Origin of the sequence: Senegalia massiliensis (assembly GCF_900626135.1) — a bacterium.
Taxonomy (GTDB): Bacteria; Bacillota; Clostridia; order Tissierellales; family SIT17; genus Anaeromonas; species Anaeromonas massiliensis.
The window spans coordinates 684,147-704,075 of the sequence record NZ_LR130785.1 but is presented as its reverse complement, the minus strand read 5'-3'; the positions used below and the strand labels follow the sequence as shown (position 1 = coordinate 704,075).

General features: G+C 28.4%; 20 protein-coding genes and 1 pseudogene. 3 read left to right on the top strand and 18 right to left on the bottom strand.

Translation table 11 applies throughout. The features are described from left to right. The first annotated feature begins 13 nt into the window (after positions 1–13). Together E0D94_RS03440 and trpA are read left to right on the top strand one after the other, a co-directional pair. Positions 14–1,288 (top strand): PTS ascorbate transporter subunit IIC, encoded by a 1,275-nt coding sequence (locus tag E0D94_RS03440; RefSeq protein WP_130805904.1) that lies wholly within the window; start codon positions 14–16, stop codon positions 1,286–1,288. Next, positions 1,278–1,982: a tryptophan synthase subunit alpha gene (trpA, locus tag E0D94_RS03435; RefSeq protein ID WP_130805903.1), complete on the top strand. Its 705-nt coding sequence runs from the start codon at positions 1,278–1,280 to the stop codon at positions 1,980–1,982. Before E0D94_RS03440 ends, trpA begins: the two co-directional genes overlap by 11 nt. A gap of 97 nt (positions 1,983–2,079) precedes the next feature. On the opposite strand, the pseudogene E0D94_RS03430 reads toward trpA, so the two are convergent. From E0D94_RS03430 to E0D94_RS03400, 7 genes and pseudogenes are all read right to left on the bottom strand, one after another. Then, positions 2,080–2,514, bottom strand: a pseudogene (locus E0D94_RS03430) (carbohydrate kinase family protein); the annotation flags it as partial. Between the two features lie 395 nt (positions 2,515–2,909). Then, entirely contained in the window at positions 2,910–5,618 is a 2,709-nt protein-coding gene (locus tag E0D94_RS03425) for a bifunctional diguanylate cyclase/phosphodiesterase (RefSeq protein WP_130805902.1), read from the bottom strand. Between the two features lie 124 nt (positions 5,619–5,742). Continuing rightward, positions 5,743–6,171, bottom strand: a complete 429-nt coding sequence (gene fabZ / locus E0D94_RS03420; protein WP_130805901.1) for a 3-hydroxyacyl-ACP dehydratase FabZ — start codon at positions 6,169–6,171, stop codon at positions 5,743–5,745. A gap of 71 nt (positions 6,172–6,242) precedes the next feature. Further along, a complete protein-coding gene (locus tag E0D94_RS03415; protein ID WP_130805900.1) occupies positions 6,243–6,875 on the bottom strand; it encodes a hypothetical protein in 633 nt (210 codons plus the stop codon). Positions 6,876–6,910: 35 nt separating this feature from the next. Continuing rightward, positions 6,911–7,699 (bottom strand): tyrosine-protein phosphatase, encoded by a 789-nt coding sequence (locus E0D94_RS03410; protein ID WP_130805899.1) that lies wholly within the window; start codon positions 7,697–7,699, stop codon positions 6,911–6,913. Then, positions 7,696–8,382 carry a CpsD/CapB family tyrosine-protein kinase gene (locus E0D94_RS03405; protein ID WP_130805898.1) on the bottom strand — a complete coding sequence of 229 codons (687 nt, stop codon included), beginning with the start codon at positions 8,380–8,382 and terminating at the stop codon, positions 7,696–7,698. The genes E0D94_RS03410 and E0D94_RS03405 overlap by 4 nt, the downstream gene beginning before the upstream one ends. Before the next feature lie 9 nt (positions 8,383–8,391). After that, positions 8,392–9,072, bottom strand: coding sequence for a YveK family protein (locus E0D94_RS03400; protein ID WP_207289624.1), 681 nt, complete (start codon positions 9,070–9,072; stop codon positions 8,392–8,394). 151 nt (positions 9,073–9,223) lie between these two features. Here E0D94_RS03400 and E0D94_RS14705 point away from each other — a divergent pair, with 151 nt between their 5' ends. Beyond that, positions 9,224–9,400: a hypothetical protein gene (locus E0D94_RS14705; RefSeq protein WP_165442847.1), complete on the top strand. Its 177-nt coding sequence runs from the start codon at positions 9,224–9,226 to the stop codon at positions 9,398–9,400. On the opposite strand, the gene E0D94_RS03395 is transcribed toward E0D94_RS14705, so the two are convergent. From E0D94_RS03395 to prdA, 11 genes are all read right to left on the bottom strand, one after another. Next, complete coding sequence (locus E0D94_RS03395; protein ID WP_130805897.1) at positions 9,397–11,286, bottom strand: nucleoside-diphosphate sugar epimerase/dehydratase; 1,890 nt, start codon at positions 11,284–11,286, stop codon at positions 9,397–9,399. The genes E0D94_RS14705 and E0D94_RS03395 overlap by 4 nt on opposite strands. Positions 11,287–11,420: 134 nt before the next feature. After that, positions 11,421–12,296 (bottom strand): LiaF transmembrane domain-containing protein, encoded by an 876-nt coding sequence (locus E0D94_RS03390; RefSeq protein WP_130805896.1) that lies wholly within the window; start codon positions 12,294–12,296, stop codon positions 11,421–11,423. A gap of 1 nt (position 12,297) precedes the next feature. After that, complete coding sequence (locus E0D94_RS03385; RefSeq protein ID WP_130805895.1) at positions 12,298–12,705, bottom strand: PspC domain-containing protein; 408 nt, start codon at positions 12,703–12,705, stop codon at positions 12,298–12,300. Positions 12,706–12,903: 198 nt separating this feature from the next. Beyond that, positions 12,904–13,458 (bottom strand): helix-turn-helix domain-containing protein, encoded by a 555-nt coding sequence (locus E0D94_RS03380; RefSeq protein ID WP_130805894.1) that lies wholly within the window; start codon positions 13,456–13,458, stop codon positions 12,904–12,906. A gap of 153 nt (positions 13,459–13,611) precedes the next feature. Beyond that, the gene (locus E0D94_RS03375) at positions 13,612–14,577 is read right to left on the bottom strand and encodes a sulfite exporter TauE/SafE family protein (RefSeq protein ID WP_130805893.1); all 966 of its coding nucleotides are present in this window, start codon (positions 14,575–14,577) and stop codon (positions 13,612–13,614) included. A 54-nt stretch (positions 14,578–14,631) separates the two neighbouring features. Next, positions 14,632–15,636, bottom strand: coding sequence for a proline racemase (locus tag E0D94_RS03370; RefSeq protein WP_130805892.1), 1,005 nt, complete (start codon positions 15,634–15,636; stop codon positions 14,632–14,634). Then, entirely contained in the window at positions 15,636–16,112 is a 477-nt protein-coding gene (locus E0D94_RS03365; RefSeq protein ID WP_130807335.1) for a glycine/sarcosine/betaine reductase component B subunit, read from the bottom strand. Before E0D94_RS03365 ends, E0D94_RS03370 begins: the two co-directional genes overlap by 1 nt. An 18-nt stretch (positions 16,113–16,130) precedes the next feature. Then, complete coding sequence (prdD, locus tag E0D94_RS03360; RefSeq protein WP_130805891.1) at positions 16,131–16,889, bottom strand: proline reductase cluster protein PrdD; 759 nt, start codon at positions 16,887–16,889, stop codon at positions 16,131–16,133. A gap of 78 nt (positions 16,890–16,967) precedes the next feature. Further along, the gene (gene prdB, locus E0D94_RS03355; RefSeq protein ID WP_130805890.1) at positions 16,968–17,693 is read right to left on the bottom strand and encodes a D-proline reductase (dithiol) protein PrdB; all 726 of its coding nucleotides are present in this window, start codon (positions 17,691–17,693) and stop codon (positions 16,968–16,970) included. A gap of 27 nt (positions 17,694–17,720) precedes the next feature. Further along, positions 17,721–18,008, bottom strand: a complete 288-nt coding sequence (locus E0D94_RS03350; protein WP_130805889.1) for a CBO2463/CBO2479 domain-containing protein — start codon at positions 18,006–18,008, stop codon at positions 17,721–17,723. After that, entirely contained in the window at positions 18,001–19,902 is a 1,902-nt protein-coding gene (gene prdA / locus E0D94_RS03345) for a D-proline reductase (dithiol) proprotein PrdA (RefSeq protein WP_130805888.1), read from the bottom strand. Before prdA ends, E0D94_RS03350 begins: the two co-directional genes overlap by 8 nt. Positions 19,903–19,929: the final 27 nt, after the last annotated feature.

The window sequence follows — 19,929 nt, the reverse complement described above, 5'->3', positions numbered from 1 at the left end:
GGAGGAAATAAAAATGAAAGATATGTTTTTATACCTTGTTTCTAATGTTTTAAGTGAACCTGCTTTTTTAATAGGTTTAGTTGCATTAATTGGACTATTAGTTCAAAAGAAAAGCTTTAGTGAAATAGTTGCAGGAACAGTAAAAACCATGGTAGGTTTTTTACTTATAACTACTGGAGCTCAAAGCATGGGTATGACTCTACTTCCAATACAACCTATGTTACAAAATATTTTTGGTATGGAAGCAAGTATTGCAGATATAAATAACGCAGTAGGAGCTAGTATGGCAGCATTTGGTGCTTCTGCAACTCTTATATTTGCATTTGGATTTTTATTTAATGTACTATTAGCAAGATTTACTCGATTTAAATTTATACATTTATCAGCTCATGTTTCATTTTTCTATGCAGGACTTATAGCTGCATTGTTATCAGTAGGAACTAATTTATCTACATTATGGGTTGTAATTATAGGTTCAATATTATTAGGATTATATCTCACACTTACATGTGCATATATTTATCCATTAATGAAAAACATACCTGGAGCAGAAGGATTTACTATAGGACATTCTAGTTCAATAGGTTGCTTTATTTCTGCAAAAGTAGGTAAATTAGTAGGTAATAAAGATAAGAATTTAGAAGATATAAAATTACCTAAGTATTTATCCTTCTTAAGAGAAACTACAATAGCTTTAAGTGTAATAATGACTCTTATATTCCTTATAATATCACTTATAGCTGGTCCAAGCTTTGTAACTGAAAATGTAAGTGGTGGAAAAGATATAGTTGTATTCTCTATATTAAATGGTTTAATGTTTGGATTATGGATTACAGTTATTATAACAGGTGTACGTATGATGCTATCAGAAATAGTACCAGCATTCCATGGTATTTCTGATAAATTAGTTCCAAATGCAGTGCCTGGACTTGATATTCCACTATTATTTCCAAACCATCCTACATCAGTAATTGTTGGATTTATTACAAGTCTTATAGCAAGTTTAATAGGTATGGCTATACTTGGTGCTATTAAATATCCTGTTATTGTATTCCCAGCACTTATTCCTACATTTTTTACTGGTGCTGTAACAGCCATATTTGGTAACTCTACTGGTGGTAGACGTGGAGCTATAATAGGTTCATTTATAAATGGTTTAATACTAATATGGGGTCAAGCCCTACTGCTTCCTTATATAGGTGATTATGAACCTCTTATGAGAGTATTATCAGAAACAGACTATACTTTCTTTGGTCCAATAATAGGATGGATATTAAATGTATTCTAAAAAAAATTTACTAACCCTATACCTTACAGTAGGCTATCCAGATAAAGATACATTTTTTAAATCTTTAGATATCATGGTAAAAGAAGGTATGGATATTTTAGAATTAGGAATACCAGTAGAAAATCCATCTTTAGATGGTAATACAATATCAAATACACATAAAGTTTCACTAGAAAAAGGATTTAATGAAAAAGTATTAGATATATATTTAAAGAAAATAAAATCACTTTATCCTAATCTTCCAATATTGATAATGAGTTATAAAGATGGGATAGAAAAATATAATTTATTAGATAAAACCAATTTATATGATGCAATATTAGCTCCTGATGAGTCATTACAACTAGATAATGTGAAAACTGTTCAGATTTTCAATGAAAAAATGAATAAAGAACAAATAAAGGACAAATTATCTATTACCAATTGCTTTGCATATGTTATGAGTGGAGTAGGAACTACAGGTACTAAAGGAGATCTTCCACAAGGATATATTCAAACAATGAAAAATATAAGAGAAATATCAGATATTCCTATTCAAATTGGATTTGGAATATACAGTGATAACCAAATAAAAGAAGTTCTATCTAGAGGTGCTAATGGTGTAATAATAGGCAGTGAAATAATACGTAAAGTAGATGAAGGTTTAGATAGTTTAAGAAAGTATATGAAAAACATATCAAAAGCTAGAGAGTAACTCTCTAGCTTTTGATATGTAATTTAACATAAAATTAGGATCAGATTAATCTTCTCCATATATAATAAAGATATTAAATTGAAAGCTTAATTTATATTTATCTTTGTACTCTTCCTGATGCATCTCCACCTACAAGTGTTTCTACTTCGTCTGCAGTCACTATGTTGAAATCACCTGATATAGTATGCTTCATAGCAGATGCTGCTACTGCAAATTCTAAAGCATCTTTAAATTCTTTACCAGTAACTAAACTATAAATAAGTCCACCAGCAAATGAATCTCCTCCACCTACTTTATAAACTATTCTTACATCATATTTTCTTGATCTATAGAACTCTTCTCCATCATATATAAGTGCTGACCATCCATTGTCTGATGCAGAATAACTTTCTCTTAATGTTGAAACTACATATTTAAAGCCAAATTTTTCTTTCTTTTGCTTGAATATACTTTTGTATCCTTCAAGTTCTAACTCACCTTTTGTTACATCTGTTTCACCTGGTTTAAATCCTAATGTCTTTTCAGCATCTTTAAATATCTCATCAAAATCAAAATCTTCAAATGAAAGAAACATTATCTTTGATTGATAAAATAAAATTAGATGAAGCTAGAAAAGCTCTAATCATACAAATAAAATACTTTCAATTGCTAAAAAAACAGGTGCAACTATTATTTCTGTTACTCATCATGCTGATTCACAAATCACTAAATTATCTGATTTAACGCTTTTACATGGAGGCAGTGAAACGCCTCTATCAGGTGGAGATTTTTCTTCTAAAATAGCTCAAATGGGTTTGTTTGATATATTATATATAGAGATATTAAAGATTCTATATTATCTAGTTCCAAAAAAACTTTTAAAGCTATTTCTGAAACTATGCTATAAAATAAAAACATCTTATTACAATTAATTGTAATAAGATGTTTTTATTTTATATAATCTAAAAGTTCTTCTTTTGAAAGGGGCTTACTATAGTAATATCCTTGAATTAAGTAACATCCTTTTCTTTTCAAATATTCTATTTGTTCTTCTGACTCTACTCCTTCTGCTATTACATCTAATTTTAATTTATATGCCATATTAGTTATTATATCTGCTATTTCTCCATCATCATTATCAGGATAATCTTTTATAAAAGTTCTGTCTATTTTTAATTTGTTAATATTTAATTGCTTTATATAAGATAGAGAAGAATATCCAGTTCCAAAATCATCAATTGCTATTGTAAATCCTAATTTTCTAAGTCTATTTAATTTTTTATTTACTTGTTTTAAACCTGATAACAATAAAGATTCTGTAATTTCCAATTCAAAATAACTTGTATCAACATTATTTTTTTCTATAGATTCTTTGATTCTTTTTAAAAAGTTTTCATCATTAAATTGCATTGCTGAAATATTAATTGAAATTCTAAAATTTTTCCTTATGTTCTCTTTCAAAGATTTGTAATCATTAAATACTCTTTCTATTACCCAATATCCTATTTCAACAATTTGACCAGTTCTTTCAGCTATTGGTATAAATACTGTTGGAGAAATAGTCCCTAACTTTTTAGTGTTCCATCTTAAAAGTGCTTCAGCCCCTATAACATTACCTGTTTTAGAGTTCACTTGTGGTTGATAATTAATACTAAATTCCCCATATATTATAGCTTTATTTAACATTAATTTTATATCATATTCATTTTGAATATCTTCCTTAAGTGATTTATCAAAATATAAACAGTATTTTCCCTGTGTTTCAATTGCTTTGTCTAAAGCTATATTAGAATTTATTATAAGCTCATTTGCATTTTTACCATCATCAGGATAACAGGAAATTCCTACTTTCAAGTCAAAATATAGCTCTTTATCTTTTACAAAATAAGATAATTTACTTATCCCTATAAGTTTTTTTATGAAATTGTCAATTTCTTTTCTTGAATTTAATGACGATATCCCAATAACAAATTTATTTTTAGATATATGAGCAATAAAATCCTTTTTATCTAATATAGTATTTATTCTCTTTATTAATATATCTAAAATATATTTTAAGTTATCTTCTGAATTTAATACTATGCTATTATAATTTTCAATAGAAAAATATATTACAAAAAACTTATCTTCACTTCTATAAATACTATTATCTATCAATTTGAATAATAAATTTTCATTTGGTAAATTTGTATCTATATTATAATCTTTCAATTTATCTATATATTCTTTCTCTTTTTTTAATTCAGTTAAATCTGTAAAAATACCTATATACTTTAAATCATCTTTTTTAAACTTATTCTTTATTTTATATATAGATAAATCCTTAGGATAAAGTATTCCATCTTTTCTTTTATCCCACAATTCACCTCTCCAATAATTTTTTCTATTTATACTTTTCCACATATTTTTATAAAATTCATTATTTTGGCTACCTGATTTAAAATCACCAGGAGTAAATCCAATCACTTCTTCCCTGCTATATCCTGTTATTTTTTCATACGATTTATTTACATATGTAATTCTATTATTGCCATCAGTTATTACTACTGCATCATTTGTATTTTTAGTAATGTATTCAGTTATATTTAACTGTTCTTTGTTTTTTTTAGAGAAATAAACTAATGTTATTATGAAAAAAAGTGATATAATTAAAAGAATCATCAACCATATTTGACCACTATTCATTCCAAATATAATATTATCTTTTACCATATTAAAATCATTTATATTAAATGATGAAATAGCTATCCAATAATTTTCATTAGTATTTTTATTTATTGCTGAATATTTATCTAATTTCATAAAATAATAAACCATATCACCAATTTCATATATGCCTTTATCTTTTGAATTTACTTGGTTCCACAAAACCAAATTCTGAGTTGATAAATTATATTGTTTTCTAGAATCATACATAAATCCAAATATTTTATTTTTGTCTTTATTATGTAAATAATATCCTTCTGAATTTAAAAGTGAATATTCCACAAACATAAATTGTTTTTGGTCAAAATATCTTTCAAATACATCTATTATATCTCTTGCATCATAACTTATAACTACAACTCCTTTATATTTACCCTCATCAGTAAATACAGGTGTGGATATTCTTATTAATGGTGTATAAGGAATTTGTAATTTTCCATCTTTCAATTTCAAGTCCATTTTTGAAATATATATTTCACCATCTTTAATATCTTTAGTCTTTATATAATAAGAACTATTTATTTTATTCTCTAACTTATCTTTTTCCATTAATTTTGATCTATTATTTTCATTATCAACTCTTATAATTTCATTGCCTGTATCATTCAAAAAACTTATTTTTTCTATTTTATTTTTATTGTCAGTTGCCCTTATGAACATTCTCTCTACAATATCTAAATCTTCAGTTTCATTATTTATATAAGTATGTATTTCATCTGAATTTTTGATTAACATCAAATCTTCATTCATTTCACTAAACATATCATTTATAAAAAAATTCATTATATTTGATTTTTGTATCTGTTCATTTATTATATATTCCTTTACATCTTCAATTCTTCTATTTTCGTCATAATTAACCATAAAAATAAAAATAATTATGACAGGTATAATGATAATTAGGTATCTTTTAATAATATTTTTAAAATCATTGAAACTAATTTTACCCATAAAAGCCCCCTTTACTACTTATAATATCTGTCGATATATATCAAAATTTGTATTCTCCCCATACTAAATATATCATATAATTAACATTTAAAAAAGACAGAACAAAGTCTGTCTTTTTTAAATGTTAATTATCAATTATTCCAAACATCAATGTCCCTTTACAAGCTATTTCTCCATCTACCTTTGCTACAGCATTTGCCTTACCTATTCCTCTTTTCATAGTAATAAGTTCAACTTCCATAGTTAAAGTATCTCCCGGTCTAACTTGTCTTTTAAATCTAATCTTATCTATACCAGTAAATACTGCCAATTTATCTTTATTTTCTTCTAAAGTCATAACAGCAACTGCTCCTACTTGAGCCATAGCTTCTACCATTAAAACCCCTGGCATAAGTGGATTATTAGGAAAATGCCCTTGAAAAAAAGGTTCATTTATTGTTACATTTTTTATTCCTATAGCTTTTTTACCCTCTTCTAATTCTACTATTTTATCTACAAGTAAAAAAGGATATCTATGAGGAATTATTTTTTGTATTTCCATATTATCTAACATATTATCACCCCGTATTAAGACTTGGTACTAACATTAGTTTATACCATTATCTTATTAAAAACAAGCGTTATTTATTGCATATCTTCAGTATAACTAGTATCTCCAGAAGGTTCTAGATTTTCATGTTCTTCATTGTGTGGTTGACCTTCTTCAGTTGCTTCTGAATCATTGTACGCATCTGTTTCAGTTGATTTTTCCTCTACATCGCTCTCTTGATTATTTTCATATGTTGGATCTTCTTTTTGTTCACTATCTTTTTCATAGTCAGTATTATCTTCTTTGTCATCATTACCTGATGGTCTTGATGGCCTTGGGCTTAATGGAGATGTAGGTCTTGATGGTTCTTGAAGTGGCTCATATACTTGTTGATCCTCATCTTCTTGTTCTTCCTCTTCTAATTCTTCCATTTCTATTTGCTTTTTTCTATGATAAATTTCTAAATATTCTTCTTTAAGTTTTATATAACTTTCACCTAATAATTCTGTTAAATCATCAGATGCAACTGTATCTATTTCTATATCTATATTTAAATCATCTTCATATATTTCATCTTCTATTTGTTCTTCTTGTAATCTTTTTTCATCTTTTTGTGATTTTGCATTTGCTATCTCATTAGCCTTCGTACGATTTATTTTTAATCCAGTTCCTATTATAGCTATAGCTATTATCATTAGTAAAATATTTAAGAGTGTAGTTTTCTTCAATTTTTCACTTCCTTTAAATATTTTATCGATGGATATTATTTTTTAAACATATTTTGAAATATACTCTTAAATCCCTTTTTTTCTTTATATTCCATTGTTTCACTGGCTTCTATCTCTATATTATTAACTATATTCATAGGATTATTTTCTATTAAATCTATTACCTTTTCTTTAGGTAATATTTCATTTAATACTTTTATTGCCTGTTTTGCTCTAGGTGGTCTTCTATTTAAAGAATGAGAATCAGTTCCTACAAAATGAATCATATTATGACTTACTAATATTTTTGAAGTCTTAGCAATATCTTCACCATAATATCCTATTAGTGAACCTAAATTAACTTGCATAAGAGCACCTAATTCTATAAATTTTCTAAGTATATTAGGATTTTTTTTAACCTCTCTATATCTTTCGGGATGAGCAATTATAGGGGTAACACCCTTTAATTTTAATTCATATATTATATCTTCTAAATATATAGGAATTTGAGCCATAGGTAGTTCCATAAGTAAGTAATCACTATTACCTAAAAGTGATATTTTTTCATCTTCAATTAAATCTATAATATTTGGAGTTATATATACTTCATGACCAAGTAATACTTTTATATCAATATTTTGTTCTAAAATCTCTTTGTTTAATTTATCTAATATTTCTTTATTAGATTTCTTATCATTATATCCTTCATTTTCAATATAATGGGATGTGGCAAATATATATTTTATTCCTTCTTCAGCAGCTATTTTTGCCATTTCTATAGAAGTTTCCATATCTCTTGAACCATCATCTACAAATGGAAGTATATGACTATGAATATCTATCATTTTGAATCTCCATAATATGATTGATAACTATATGCAGCATATCTGCCTTCATTCATAGGAATTTTATTTAATACTACTCCTAATATATTTCCTCCTACTTTCGTTATAAGCTCCTTTGCATGTTTTGATGCCTCAATATGAGCTTGTCCTGAACCACAAACAAGTATAACACCACCAACATATGTAGATATTATAGAAGCATCTGTAACTACTCCTACAGGAGGTGCATCTATTATAACCATATCATATATATTTTCCATAGATTCTATAAATTCTTTCATTCTATTTGAACCTAAAAGTTCAGAAGGATTTGGTGGTATAGGACCAGATGGCAATACATCTAATTTAAAATCTTTTATATGAGTTGAAGCTAAATCTTGTTCCATTCCTTCAGCTATTATATTTGTAACTCCTACTCTATTTGATGCAGCAAAGTATTTATGCATTTGAGGCTTTCTAAAATCGCAATCTATCAAAAGTACAGCTTTATTATCTTGAGCCATAGATACAGCTAAATTTACAGCTGTAGTACTTTTTCCTTCACCAGGTCCTGCACTTGTCACTACAATAGATTTTAATTTTTTATCAAAATTCGAAAATTGTATATTTGTTCTAAGTGTCCTATATGCCTCTGCTATAGGAGATTTTGGATCATAATGTGTTACTATTTTATATCTACTCATTTTTGCCTCCTATTTATCTGCTGTTTTTGGTATCATTCCTATAACAGGAAGATCAAGATGTTTTTCTACATCATTTGGTGTTTTTATAGTATTATCTAGATATTCTAAAATAAATATAATAAATACAGAAATCATTATTCCAAGTACAGCAGATATAGCTATATTTAACATAGGCTTTGGACTTACTGGTCCTTCTGGTACAAGAGCTTTGTCTATAACTTGAACATTATCTATATTCATTATTTCTTTAACTTGTCCCATAAATACTTCTGCTGTTTCATTTGCTATTGTAGCAGCTTCTTCAGGATCTCCATGATTTACTACTATTTTTATAATTTCAGTATCATTCACAAGGCTCACATTTACCTTTTCTCTAAATGCTCCATAAGTCATATCTAAATCTAAATCCTCTATAACTTCTAAACCTACTGCCCTACTCTTTGCAATTTCACCATAAGTAGAAACTAATTTTTGATTTAAAAGCACATCATTATATTCTATTCCTTGATTCATTCCTGAATATTCTTGAGATTTTCCTACCATAAGTGTAGTATAAGTTTCATATTCACTTGGCAATATAAAAAAGCTTATAATAGCACTTGCTATTATACTTATAAGTGTTATTAAAACTATAAGCCATTTCTTTTTCCACACAATAAAAAACAGTTCCCTTAATTCAATTTCTTCCATCTGTTTCCCTCCATACATTTTGTCCCTTTTTATTCTCACACTAATTATATAATTAACTAAAAGTATATTCAATTATATGTTGAATATTATGACCCTAGACCTATTTAATTTCACCTTCATTATTGATAATATTTTATCTGAGGTGAAAAAATTGTCAAATATAATGCATACTATTAAAAAATTACATAAAAGAAAAAAAATAAATGGATATTATGAAGCTGCTGATATTTTAACAAATGAAGAAAAAACTAATCTTATCATAATATCATCTATTTTAATAGTTCCAATAATTATTGGCATAACGTTACTTGCACTTTCTTCGTTCTAATTTGAAGAAAGTGCTGTTTTCTTTAATCCTTTAAATTCTCTTACATTATTTATTTCTTCTGGCTTTTTATAAGTAGGAACCAATTCTGCCACTGCCTTTTTTACATCAGATTCAGTTCCATTATGCATTATATCTTTAAGATTATCTAATTTCTTTATTAATACATTATAATCACTAAAAAGAGGCCTTCCAACATGAATTTTAGTATGTTCTGTAGATGTTAGCCCTTCCTCATCCATAAGCAATTCTTCAAATAATTTTTCACCAGGACGTAAACCAACTAAATCAATTTCAATATCTTTCCCTACTTCAAGTCCAGATAAAGTTATTAAATCTTTTGCTAAGTCTATAATCTTAACAGGTTCACCCATATCAAGCACAAAAATTTCTCCACCTTTTGCCATAGCACCAGCTTGAAGTACCAACTGACTTGCTTCAGGTATTGTCATAAAATATCTTATAACATCCTTATGGGTTACAGTTACAGGTCCACCTTCTGCAATTTGTCTTTTGAAAAGTGGTATAACACTGCCATTACTTCCAAGAACATTACCAAATCTTACAGCTACAAATTCAGTTTTACTTCTTTTATCAATAGCTTGAACTATCATTTCACATAACCTTTTTGTAGCTCCCATTATATTTGTAGGATTCACTGCTTTATCAGTAGAAATCATTACAAATTTTTCTATTCCAAATTTATCTGCTGCCTTTGCAACATTAAAAGTACCAAAAACATTATTTTTCACAGCTTCATGAGGATTAGATTCCATAAGTGGTACATGTTTATGAGCTGCTGCATGAAATATTACATTTGGTTTTATATTATTTATTATATTATCTATTTTTTTACTATCACGAACTGAAGCTATTTTTACATTTAAATTTAGACTACTACCATATTTTCTCTTAAGTTCATTTTGAAGATCATATACATTATTTTCATATATATCTAATATTATAAGCTCCTGTGGATTATACTTTGCAATTTGTCTACATAGCTCTGAACCAATAGAACCACCACCGCCAGTTATAAGTACTTTTTTATCTTTTATGTACTGATTTATCTTTTCAGTATCAAGTTTAACTTCATCACGTCCAAGTAAATCTTCAATCTGCACTTCTCTAAGTTGTTTTACACTTACTTTCCCATCAATAAGTTCAAACATACCTGGCAAAGTTTTCACCTTACATTTTGTTGTTTTACATTCTTCTATAATATTTTTGATTTGTCCTTTAGTTGATGAAGGCATAGCTATAACTATTTCATCAATATTATTTTTTATAGCTTGTGATTTTATATCATACCTACCACCTTTTACAGATACACCATGAATTTTTCTACCTTCCTTTGATATATCATCATCAATTAAAACAACTGGATCACTCATAAGTTCTCTATGATTTTTAAACTCCTTTATAACCATAGCCCCTGCATCTCCTGCACCTACTACCATTATACGTTTTCTTTTTTCCCCATTAAATAATCTTTCATTTTTTATCTTCCTAAGTAATCTATAGCTAAACCTTACTCCACCTATGTACATAATATCTAATATTAAAACTAGCAAATAAATACTCTTTGGAAAATGAATATCAACTATATATAAATAACTAATCATTCCTGTATTGGCAAGAAATACTCCAATAATAACTTGAACAAGCTCATCAATACTTGCATATCTCCAAAGACTACTATATATTCCAAAGTATCCAAAAATGAGAATTTTAATTAAAGTTATAGCAAATATATTATCTAAATATATATTCATAATATTTAAAGGGATATTTGCATCAAATCTTAAATAAAATGAAACTAAAAATGCAGTACTTATAAGAATAATATCTACAAAAAGTAATAAAGCTATTCTTCTTCTCTTTTCCATCTTATCCCTTCTTCCATAGTTAAACTGTTGAATCATTACATAATATTTTACATTAATTTACCATTCTATTCAAGATAAATAACACTCAGAAACTTGGTGACGATTCTGAGTGTTATAATAATTTTTTGGGAATTTTAATATCTATTAATTTTGAAACTTCCAACTCCCATATCCACTTTAATATCAAACTTAGTTTCTCTTTTAGCATAATCTTGAGATACTAACATATCATCTTGACTTTCAACTAAATTTAAATCATCTATATTAGTAGAGTTTAAAGCTCCATCCATTTCTATTTTAAGTCCTGCATCTTCAGGTATATTTAATACTATTTTTGAAGCCCCTGATTCTATATTAATATAAGTTGTATTATTTAAAGAACCTAGTTTAGCATCTATTTTTCCAGCACCCATATCTAATTCTAAATTTTGTACCTTTACATTTTCTAAATTTAGTTCTCCATTAGAAGCACCAGTATCAATATCTATAGACCATACAATATTATTATTAATATTAACATTTAATTTGTTATCATCAGAGAAACTATGGCTTAAGTCATTTGAGATAGTTAATATTTGACTACTATTACTTACTCTTTCCTTAGTTTGGTAATTTTTATTAGATTTAATATAAGCTAAATTACTTTCATTGTCTTTTGAAACTACATCATATTTAGTAGCCCCTAAATCTAAATTTAATTCTCCTTTTATAGTATCCTCATTCAGTTCTACTGCTTCTTCAGTGTATATATGTTCTTCATAATTAGAATCATTTATGTAAAAACTATATCCAATTACTATTACAATAAATAGAATCCATAATATTGTCTTTAATGTATTATTTTTTGTAATTATATTTATCCCAATTATAACTAATATAAGAGGCCAAAGATTAAAAAAGCTTCTCATTATATCAAATATACTAAAATTTATAATCTCCATATTTCCAAGTATCCAAAGAGTACCTAAAGCTATAAATATAAGTCCTAAACTTAAATTTCTGCCTTTCATATTAACCCTTCTTTCCTTTAACTATTAAAAATACACCTAATCCTACAAGTATAAGTGGCCATATATATTCGAAATCAAATATATAGAAAAACCTTCTAAAAAATAAAAATATACCTACTCCAATAAGTATAAGTCCTAAGGTTCTTTTACTATTACTATTGTCTTTTCTATTATAGTTAGTATGTTCTCCTTCTACATGATTACTGTTACTATACCCTGTTACTTCTCTATCACGAGGTAATATAACAGCAGCTATAATATATAGAAACACACCAGTACCACCAATAAAAATAGTAAGCGCCCATACTAAACGCACAATAGATGAATCAATTTCAAAATAATCAGCAATTCCTCCACATACTCCATCTATTATTTTATCTGTACTTGATTTATAGAGTTTCTTTTCCATATCCTATCCTACACCCCTTTCATGAAATTATATGTAATATTTGTACCTATTATATCATAATAATACCCAGAAATTTATTGACAAATATACAATTTATGATATTAATAATATAATATCTTTAAAGGGTTAAATGTCTTATTAAAACTATACATAATGGTTTTATATATTTATCTAAAATTTAATTATGATTAACATATTTTAATTATATTCATCATTAGTAGTAATGACTAAGATTTTGACAATTTTATTAGTATAATTACCCAAAGTATGTAGCTTTCTTGAACTATAATGGGCACTATCACCAGGATAAAGTTGAAATTTCTTTGAATCTAGCAAAAGAGTAAGAGTTCCCTCTAATACATAAATAAACTCTTCTCCTTTATGACTATGTTCTTTTATATCTTCTTTATTTTCTATAGGTAATATATCTACTTTTCTAGGTAATATTTTTTTATCATCTGAAACATTACTTAAATTATATTTAATAAACTTATTGCTAGTAATCTTATCTACTTCTTGTTCGAAACTTTTTAATATACATGATTCCTTCACTTTTGGTTTAACTATAAAGTGCGAAATATCTACTTCCAAAGCCTTTGATATATCTTCTAAAGAATCTAGTGCTATAGAAGTTAATCCTCTTTCAAATTGAGATAGAAACCCTATAGATAAATTTGTTTTTTCACTTAATTCTTGTAATGTCATATTATTTGATTTTCTGAGTTTCTTTATGTTCTTGCCTATATGAGTCAATTATATCACCTCCTTTAAACCCCAATAAATACATATTTAAATTATATTATTCATTTATATTTTTGTCTACTAAATATCAATTTTATCTAAAAAAACATTTAATAAACAATTGTTTATTAAATGTTTTTTAGATAATTTAAATTACCTTATTACTTATTCTAACTCTAGATTAACATTTTTTTCTTTACTTTTAAATGCTGCTATTAACATCGTAATTGAAGTATATAATATAACAACTATTACTAAATAAGTTAATATAGTAAGTGGTAAAGATTTAACTATATAAGCTGCAATAAATACTCCAATTAAACCACCAATAGTAATTCCTATAGCAGCTCTTCTATTATATGCTCCTTCTTTAACAAATTTCATAGAAGCAACCGGCATTAAGAATGAACAAGAACCCATCATTATTGGAAAAGCAACTCTTGGAGACATTCCTAATAGATATACAAGTGCCATACATGGTGCATATAATCCTATACCTGCAGTCATAAGAGCTCCTAATATAAAGTTAACAAATATCGCTATTACTAGTTTTATTCCTGTAACTCCAATTGGAACACCTAATATTTCTCCATCTACATTCATAGATTCATATATTAAATTATTTTTCACCCCATCAAAAGACTCATTTAATGCTGAACCACCCCCTGGCATCCAGCCAAACTGACCTGCTGCCATTAAAAATGCTGTTATAAGTAATGCAACTCCCATTACAATTTGAACATTTTTCTCTGGAAGTTTTGATACTACTCCAGCTCCAACCCATGCACCTATTGTTGCTGCTGAAAGCATTGAAATTAAAGTTATTATATCCACATTAATAACAGTAATAAATATAAATGCTTCTGCAATAACTGGTAATGTACAAGATACATTTAATGTTCCGGGAATTACTCTATCTTTAACTTGTTTAAAACCTCTTAATAATGCTGTTGTTGGTGCGAAGGATCCTATTCCTAATGTATCTAAAAAGTTAGTTAAAAATCCAATTCCAGAGACCTTTGTCCAAGAATTATCCTCAAGTTGACCTTTATGAGTTGCAATATCTTTCACAAATATAACCGAAAACCATGCTGCAAATGCCCCTAATGCTCCTAAAATAGCTGTAACCATCCTATACCTCCTATTTTCATTTTTTGTTAATTTTACTACAAATAACACGAAAATTTAGATGTTGAATCCATGCTTCACTGGGTCTTTATCATCTATTACATATTGATTAAATCCTGTAATATATGCTGCACCAGTTATTTCTGGTATTATAGCATTAAACTCTCCCACTTTAGTTTCCTTTAATACTTTTCCTTTAAACAAAGTGCCTGTAATACTTTCGTATATAAATTCTTCTCCTCTTTGAAGTTCACCTTTTGAATATAAAGTAGCTATTTTAGCACATGTGCCTGTCCCACAGGGTGACCTGTCTAATTGCCCTTGACCAAACACTACTACGTTTTTATAATCAGCTTCTGGATGAGTAGGCTCATCATATATTTCAACTAAATCTACTGTATTTATATGGTTTAATTCTGGATGAATAATTTCTAAGTTCTCATTAATTGCATCTCTTATTTTTAAACCATACTTTAATAATTTATCACTGTTTTTAATATCTACCTTTAATCCTAATTCCTTAGCATGTACTATAGCAAAGAAACTCCCACCAAATGATATATCTAATTTAATTTTTCCTAATTCAGGAACATCTACTGTGATATCTTTTTTATAGTGAAAAGCTGGTACATTTACTATGGAAACCTCTTTAACCTTTTGATTTTCTATCTTTACTTCTCCTTTTACTATTCCTGCAGGAGTATCTAATGTGACCTTTGTAACAGGCTCTTTCATTTCAACTATTCCAGTTTCTACTGCTACTGTCATAGCTCCTATTGAACCATGTCCACACATGTTTAAATATCCTCCACCATCCATAAATACTATGCCAAAATCAGCTTCATCATTTACAGAAGCAGTTAATATTGAACCAAACATATTAGCATGTCCTCTAGGCTCTAACATTAGAGATGTTCTTAAATAATCTAATTCATTTTGTAAAAATTCTTTTTTTTCTGCCATTGTCTTTCCTAATATAGTAGGAATTCCACCTACTACTATTCTTGTAGGTTCCCCCATAGTGTGAGAATCTACTGCATTTATACTTCTTGAAAAGTTCATTATTTCGCCCCTTCTTTCTTTTTCATCTTTAATTTTAGAAAAGCTAAAGCTTTTTTTGAGTCAAAATAATTTGCATTATTCTCGCCTACTACTTCCGTTTCTATACCTTGTTTCGATTTATTAAAATCTACAATTGTATCCATATATTTATTTGATACGACAAATTTAGCTTGAGTCCCTATGAAACTTAGACCTACCACAGGAATATCTCTTTTTCCTATTTCTTCTATGGTATTTGCATAATCTACATGGGAATTACCCCAAGCATCTACAGATATTATAGCTCCATCTGCTCTCATTGCTTCGATCCATTGTGCTGCTCTTTTTCCTACAAAATATTTACTTTTATTATCTTGTGGTGTTCCTACCATCATTATCCCTAATAAATCTATATCTTCATCCTTTGATACTACATCTAATAAAGGATCCCTAAAATGATGTAATGTGGTTTCCTTAGTAGAAGGACCTATTCCCATTTTTATCACCTTTTCCTTTTAAGTCATTGCCCTCAGAGCACCGTCTCTGTACTCATTTGGGGATAATATTATTGGTATATTTTCCATATCTATAATAGATTTCCCACCTACAAGACCATTTGGTTCTTCTGATAAAATATTATTATCGCTCATAGCACCTTGCCCAGCAATTTGTTTTATTATTAACACTTTTTTCTTTCCTTTTTTTACTTTATCGTGAAATTCATGTGAATAATCTGCGTCTCTTCCATTTTTCACTTTTAATATTTCTCTAAAAACTTGAATGAAATTATCACAAACTTTATGAGCTGTCAATGGAAGCTTTCTTTCAAATGGTATACCACCTTTTAATATAATATCCAAGTGAATTATATAATCCTCTTTAGATGGAGTCCCTGCTTTATTAAATATCATTTGTTCATTTAGTATTCCTTCAGATGACCCAAATTCAGCTATTTGTTTTCCTTCTGTATCTATTCCTGTAAGCATTATATAAACTCCTGTTAAAGTATGTGTTACACCTTCACCAATCTCACCTAACACCTTTGTAGAAATAGGGATAATGTCCATTATACTATTTACAAATTTGTCATATTTACCAGGATGTATTATATCGATTCTAATTTCTTCAATTAAATCTTCATTTTGTTCCAACTCTAACAATGTAGATTTATTTATAGTTAATGTGTTATCTTTTATCGAATTTCTTTCTCCAAATTCTACTTTTTGAATGTGAAAACTTCTTATGACTAACCTTCTCATTATTTTTTCAGTCATCTCCCTCTCCTTTTCCTTTTTTAGATTATTAGGAGAATCTTTATATAATCTATCCCTTAAAGTAAGAAGACAGATATTTTATACTTCTGCTATATATTCATAAGGAAGTTTTACTATTCTTCCAGGAGTTTGTATTTCTTTTAGTTGAGCTAAAGAATCTCTCACTATATTTATTTGCATATCTGGATTATTTGGCTCTCCAGCGTTCGCTCCCATTGGTACGAGTGGAGCAACAACTCTAGGTGCACCATTTTGACGTACTACTGGAGGAAGTGCTGCAATTATTATTGTTGGTATTCCAGCTTCCTCAATCGCTCTCTGCACAATCACGGCAGAGCGGTGGCAAGTACCTCAGCCAGCTGTTAGTAAAACAGAATCTACTTCAGCATCTTTTAATTTTTGAGCTATTTCAGGTCCTGTTTTTTCTGTGAAGACAGTAACATCTCCCCCTCCACCCATGAAACCAAAGTTTACAGGTGAAAAGTCCTTAATATATCCTTCTTCTTTTAATTCTTTCATTCTATCTATAGGGAACATACAGTTAATATCCTTATTAACATCTCCATTATCATATCCACCATGGGATACCATTAAATCTTTACTATCTGCATCTCCTGGTATAATTCTAAATGAAGTGTCTCCAGCTAAATTAAATCTTTTATCAGATTTCAAATGTACACCTGCTGCTGTAACTAAAGCAACTGTCATTTCACTTAGTGGTTTTTCTACTGGAGTCCATACCACTGGAGGTGTAATAGGTACAAATATTTCTGATTGCAATCCTTTTACAACCGTTAAATCCATTATTTTTTCCTCCTCATATTCTTAAAATTATTTATTTTCATTTCTTTTATCAGCTTTTTTTCTAGCTTCCATTTGTCTTTTAGCACTTTCAGTATAAGTTTCATCAATTTCTTTACTTATTACCTCTGGATATGTCATCATAAATCCAACTTGATGTCCTACTTCAAGTTCATCATTACTAATAACCATCCTTCTAGGAACTTTTAATTGACCAAGTCTTCCCTTAAAATCAATTATTACTGCTGCATCAGTTACTTCTACTATTATTCCTTCATAATAACTTTCTGTAGAAATATACTTCAATTTATTAGTCATTTTCTACCTCGTAAATTTCTTGTCTTTTTTTACTCTTTGGAAGAGATTGTTCATTATCTTCTAATTCAATCTTTCTTCCTGTTTGTTCTTCTATTAATTCTACATTGTTTAATTTTACATTAGCATTCCATTTTCTTTCAGCATCCTTAATTTCTTCTCCAGCTATTTTAGCCTTAAGCATTGCTACAGCTCTTATAGCATCTTCAGGAGCGAGACAGTTATTAGAAAGAATTTCATTTTCTATACCTTGACTTGATTTGTTGTTATCAATCATAGCATTCATATATTCATTCCCTACAACAAGTTGTCCTTGTACTGCTGAGTAAGTTACACCAACTACTGGTACTCCCCTCATACCAACTTGTTCAATATGACTTGCAAAATCAACATGGTTATTTCCAAATCCTTCTGTAGTTATAATGGCTCCATCTAAATCCATTGCTTCTATAGTCATACCTAAAAATTTAGATACATAGAATTTTTCTGAGTTAGCTTGAGGAGATCCTACAAATATTACTCCAGCTAAATCAATTTCATCATCATTCATTGCTTCAAGTACTAAGGGCTCTCTGAAGTAATGTCTTGAAGTTTCCTTAGATGCTGGTCCTATACAAGTTAAAGCGTGAATACATCCATCTAATACTTGAAGAGGTGAAGTAACTACTGGAACATTTCCAAGGTCAACATTTGCTTTAGCACCTATTGTTCCAACGGGCTCAGTAGGCATAATGTAATTATCATGCATAGCACCTTGTCCCATTATTTCTTTAATAATAACTACTTTCTTTCTTCCAGATTTACGCTTTTGAACAAATTCTTCCCTATCTACTACTAAACTTTCATTAGCGTTTTTTAATGCTTCTCTTATTTCTTGAGTTATAACGTCAGTAGCACGGTGAGCAGCCATAGGTCCTGGTCTTTCCATACCTCTTCCTGATTTTATTGTAGCTTCAGTTTTTATGAATATTTCGCCTTTTTCAGGAGATCCTGGTCTTCCCCACATAATATTTCTATCTAAAGCACCTTCTGATGAACCAAATTCTCCAATTTGTACTCCATCTTCATCAGTACCAGTTACCACAACTACAACTCCATCTAATATCCTAGTAACACCTTCTCCAATTTCTCCTTCCTCCTTAGTAGCTATTGGTTGGATATCCATTATAGTTTCACTATATTCACCATACCTATCTGGAGTTATAATTTCTAATTTTATATCTATAACTAATTCCTCACTATCTAAAGCATCCTTTAATACACCTTCTCTTATATAGAGCGTAGTTCCATCGATTTTTGTTTCTCTTCCTAAATCAATTTTTTCTATTTTAAAATGCTTCCTTACAAGTTTTCTTAGGATTTTTTCGCCTTTTTCTTCCTCTTCTTCCTGTTCTTCTCTTTTTTCCACTTTAGAAGTAGTAATATTAGAATTAGATACTTGATTTGTTCCTTCTGTTAAGTTCCCTGCTATTGATAAAGGAATTTCAAAGTTTATATCTCTACCTTCACCTATGTGAATTTTTACAGTTCCTCCAGAGAATTGTTTCACAGGATTTACTTCCTTAACAGGTTCAATTGATTTCATTACTTTGTTTTCTAGTTTCTTAACTTCTTCTTCCTCAATTTCTTCTTTTTCATCCATTGAAATAACTCCATCTAATAAATCTTTTGTTAATGGAGTTAAAGCATCAACAGTTTCTTTTAATTTAGTACCTAAAACTTCTCCAATTTTTAAACTATTATCTGGAATTTCTAATAAACCTGAATCTTCTAAATCTGGAATTAAACTAGGATCTTCTAAATTGGAAGGTTCAATTATAGTTCCAGCTTCAAATCTGCAACAAGTTATTGCTAAATCATTGGCATGTTCTTGTGCAGTCTCTTTAGTAATTGACATTTAAACACCCTTTCTTTTTACAATTAT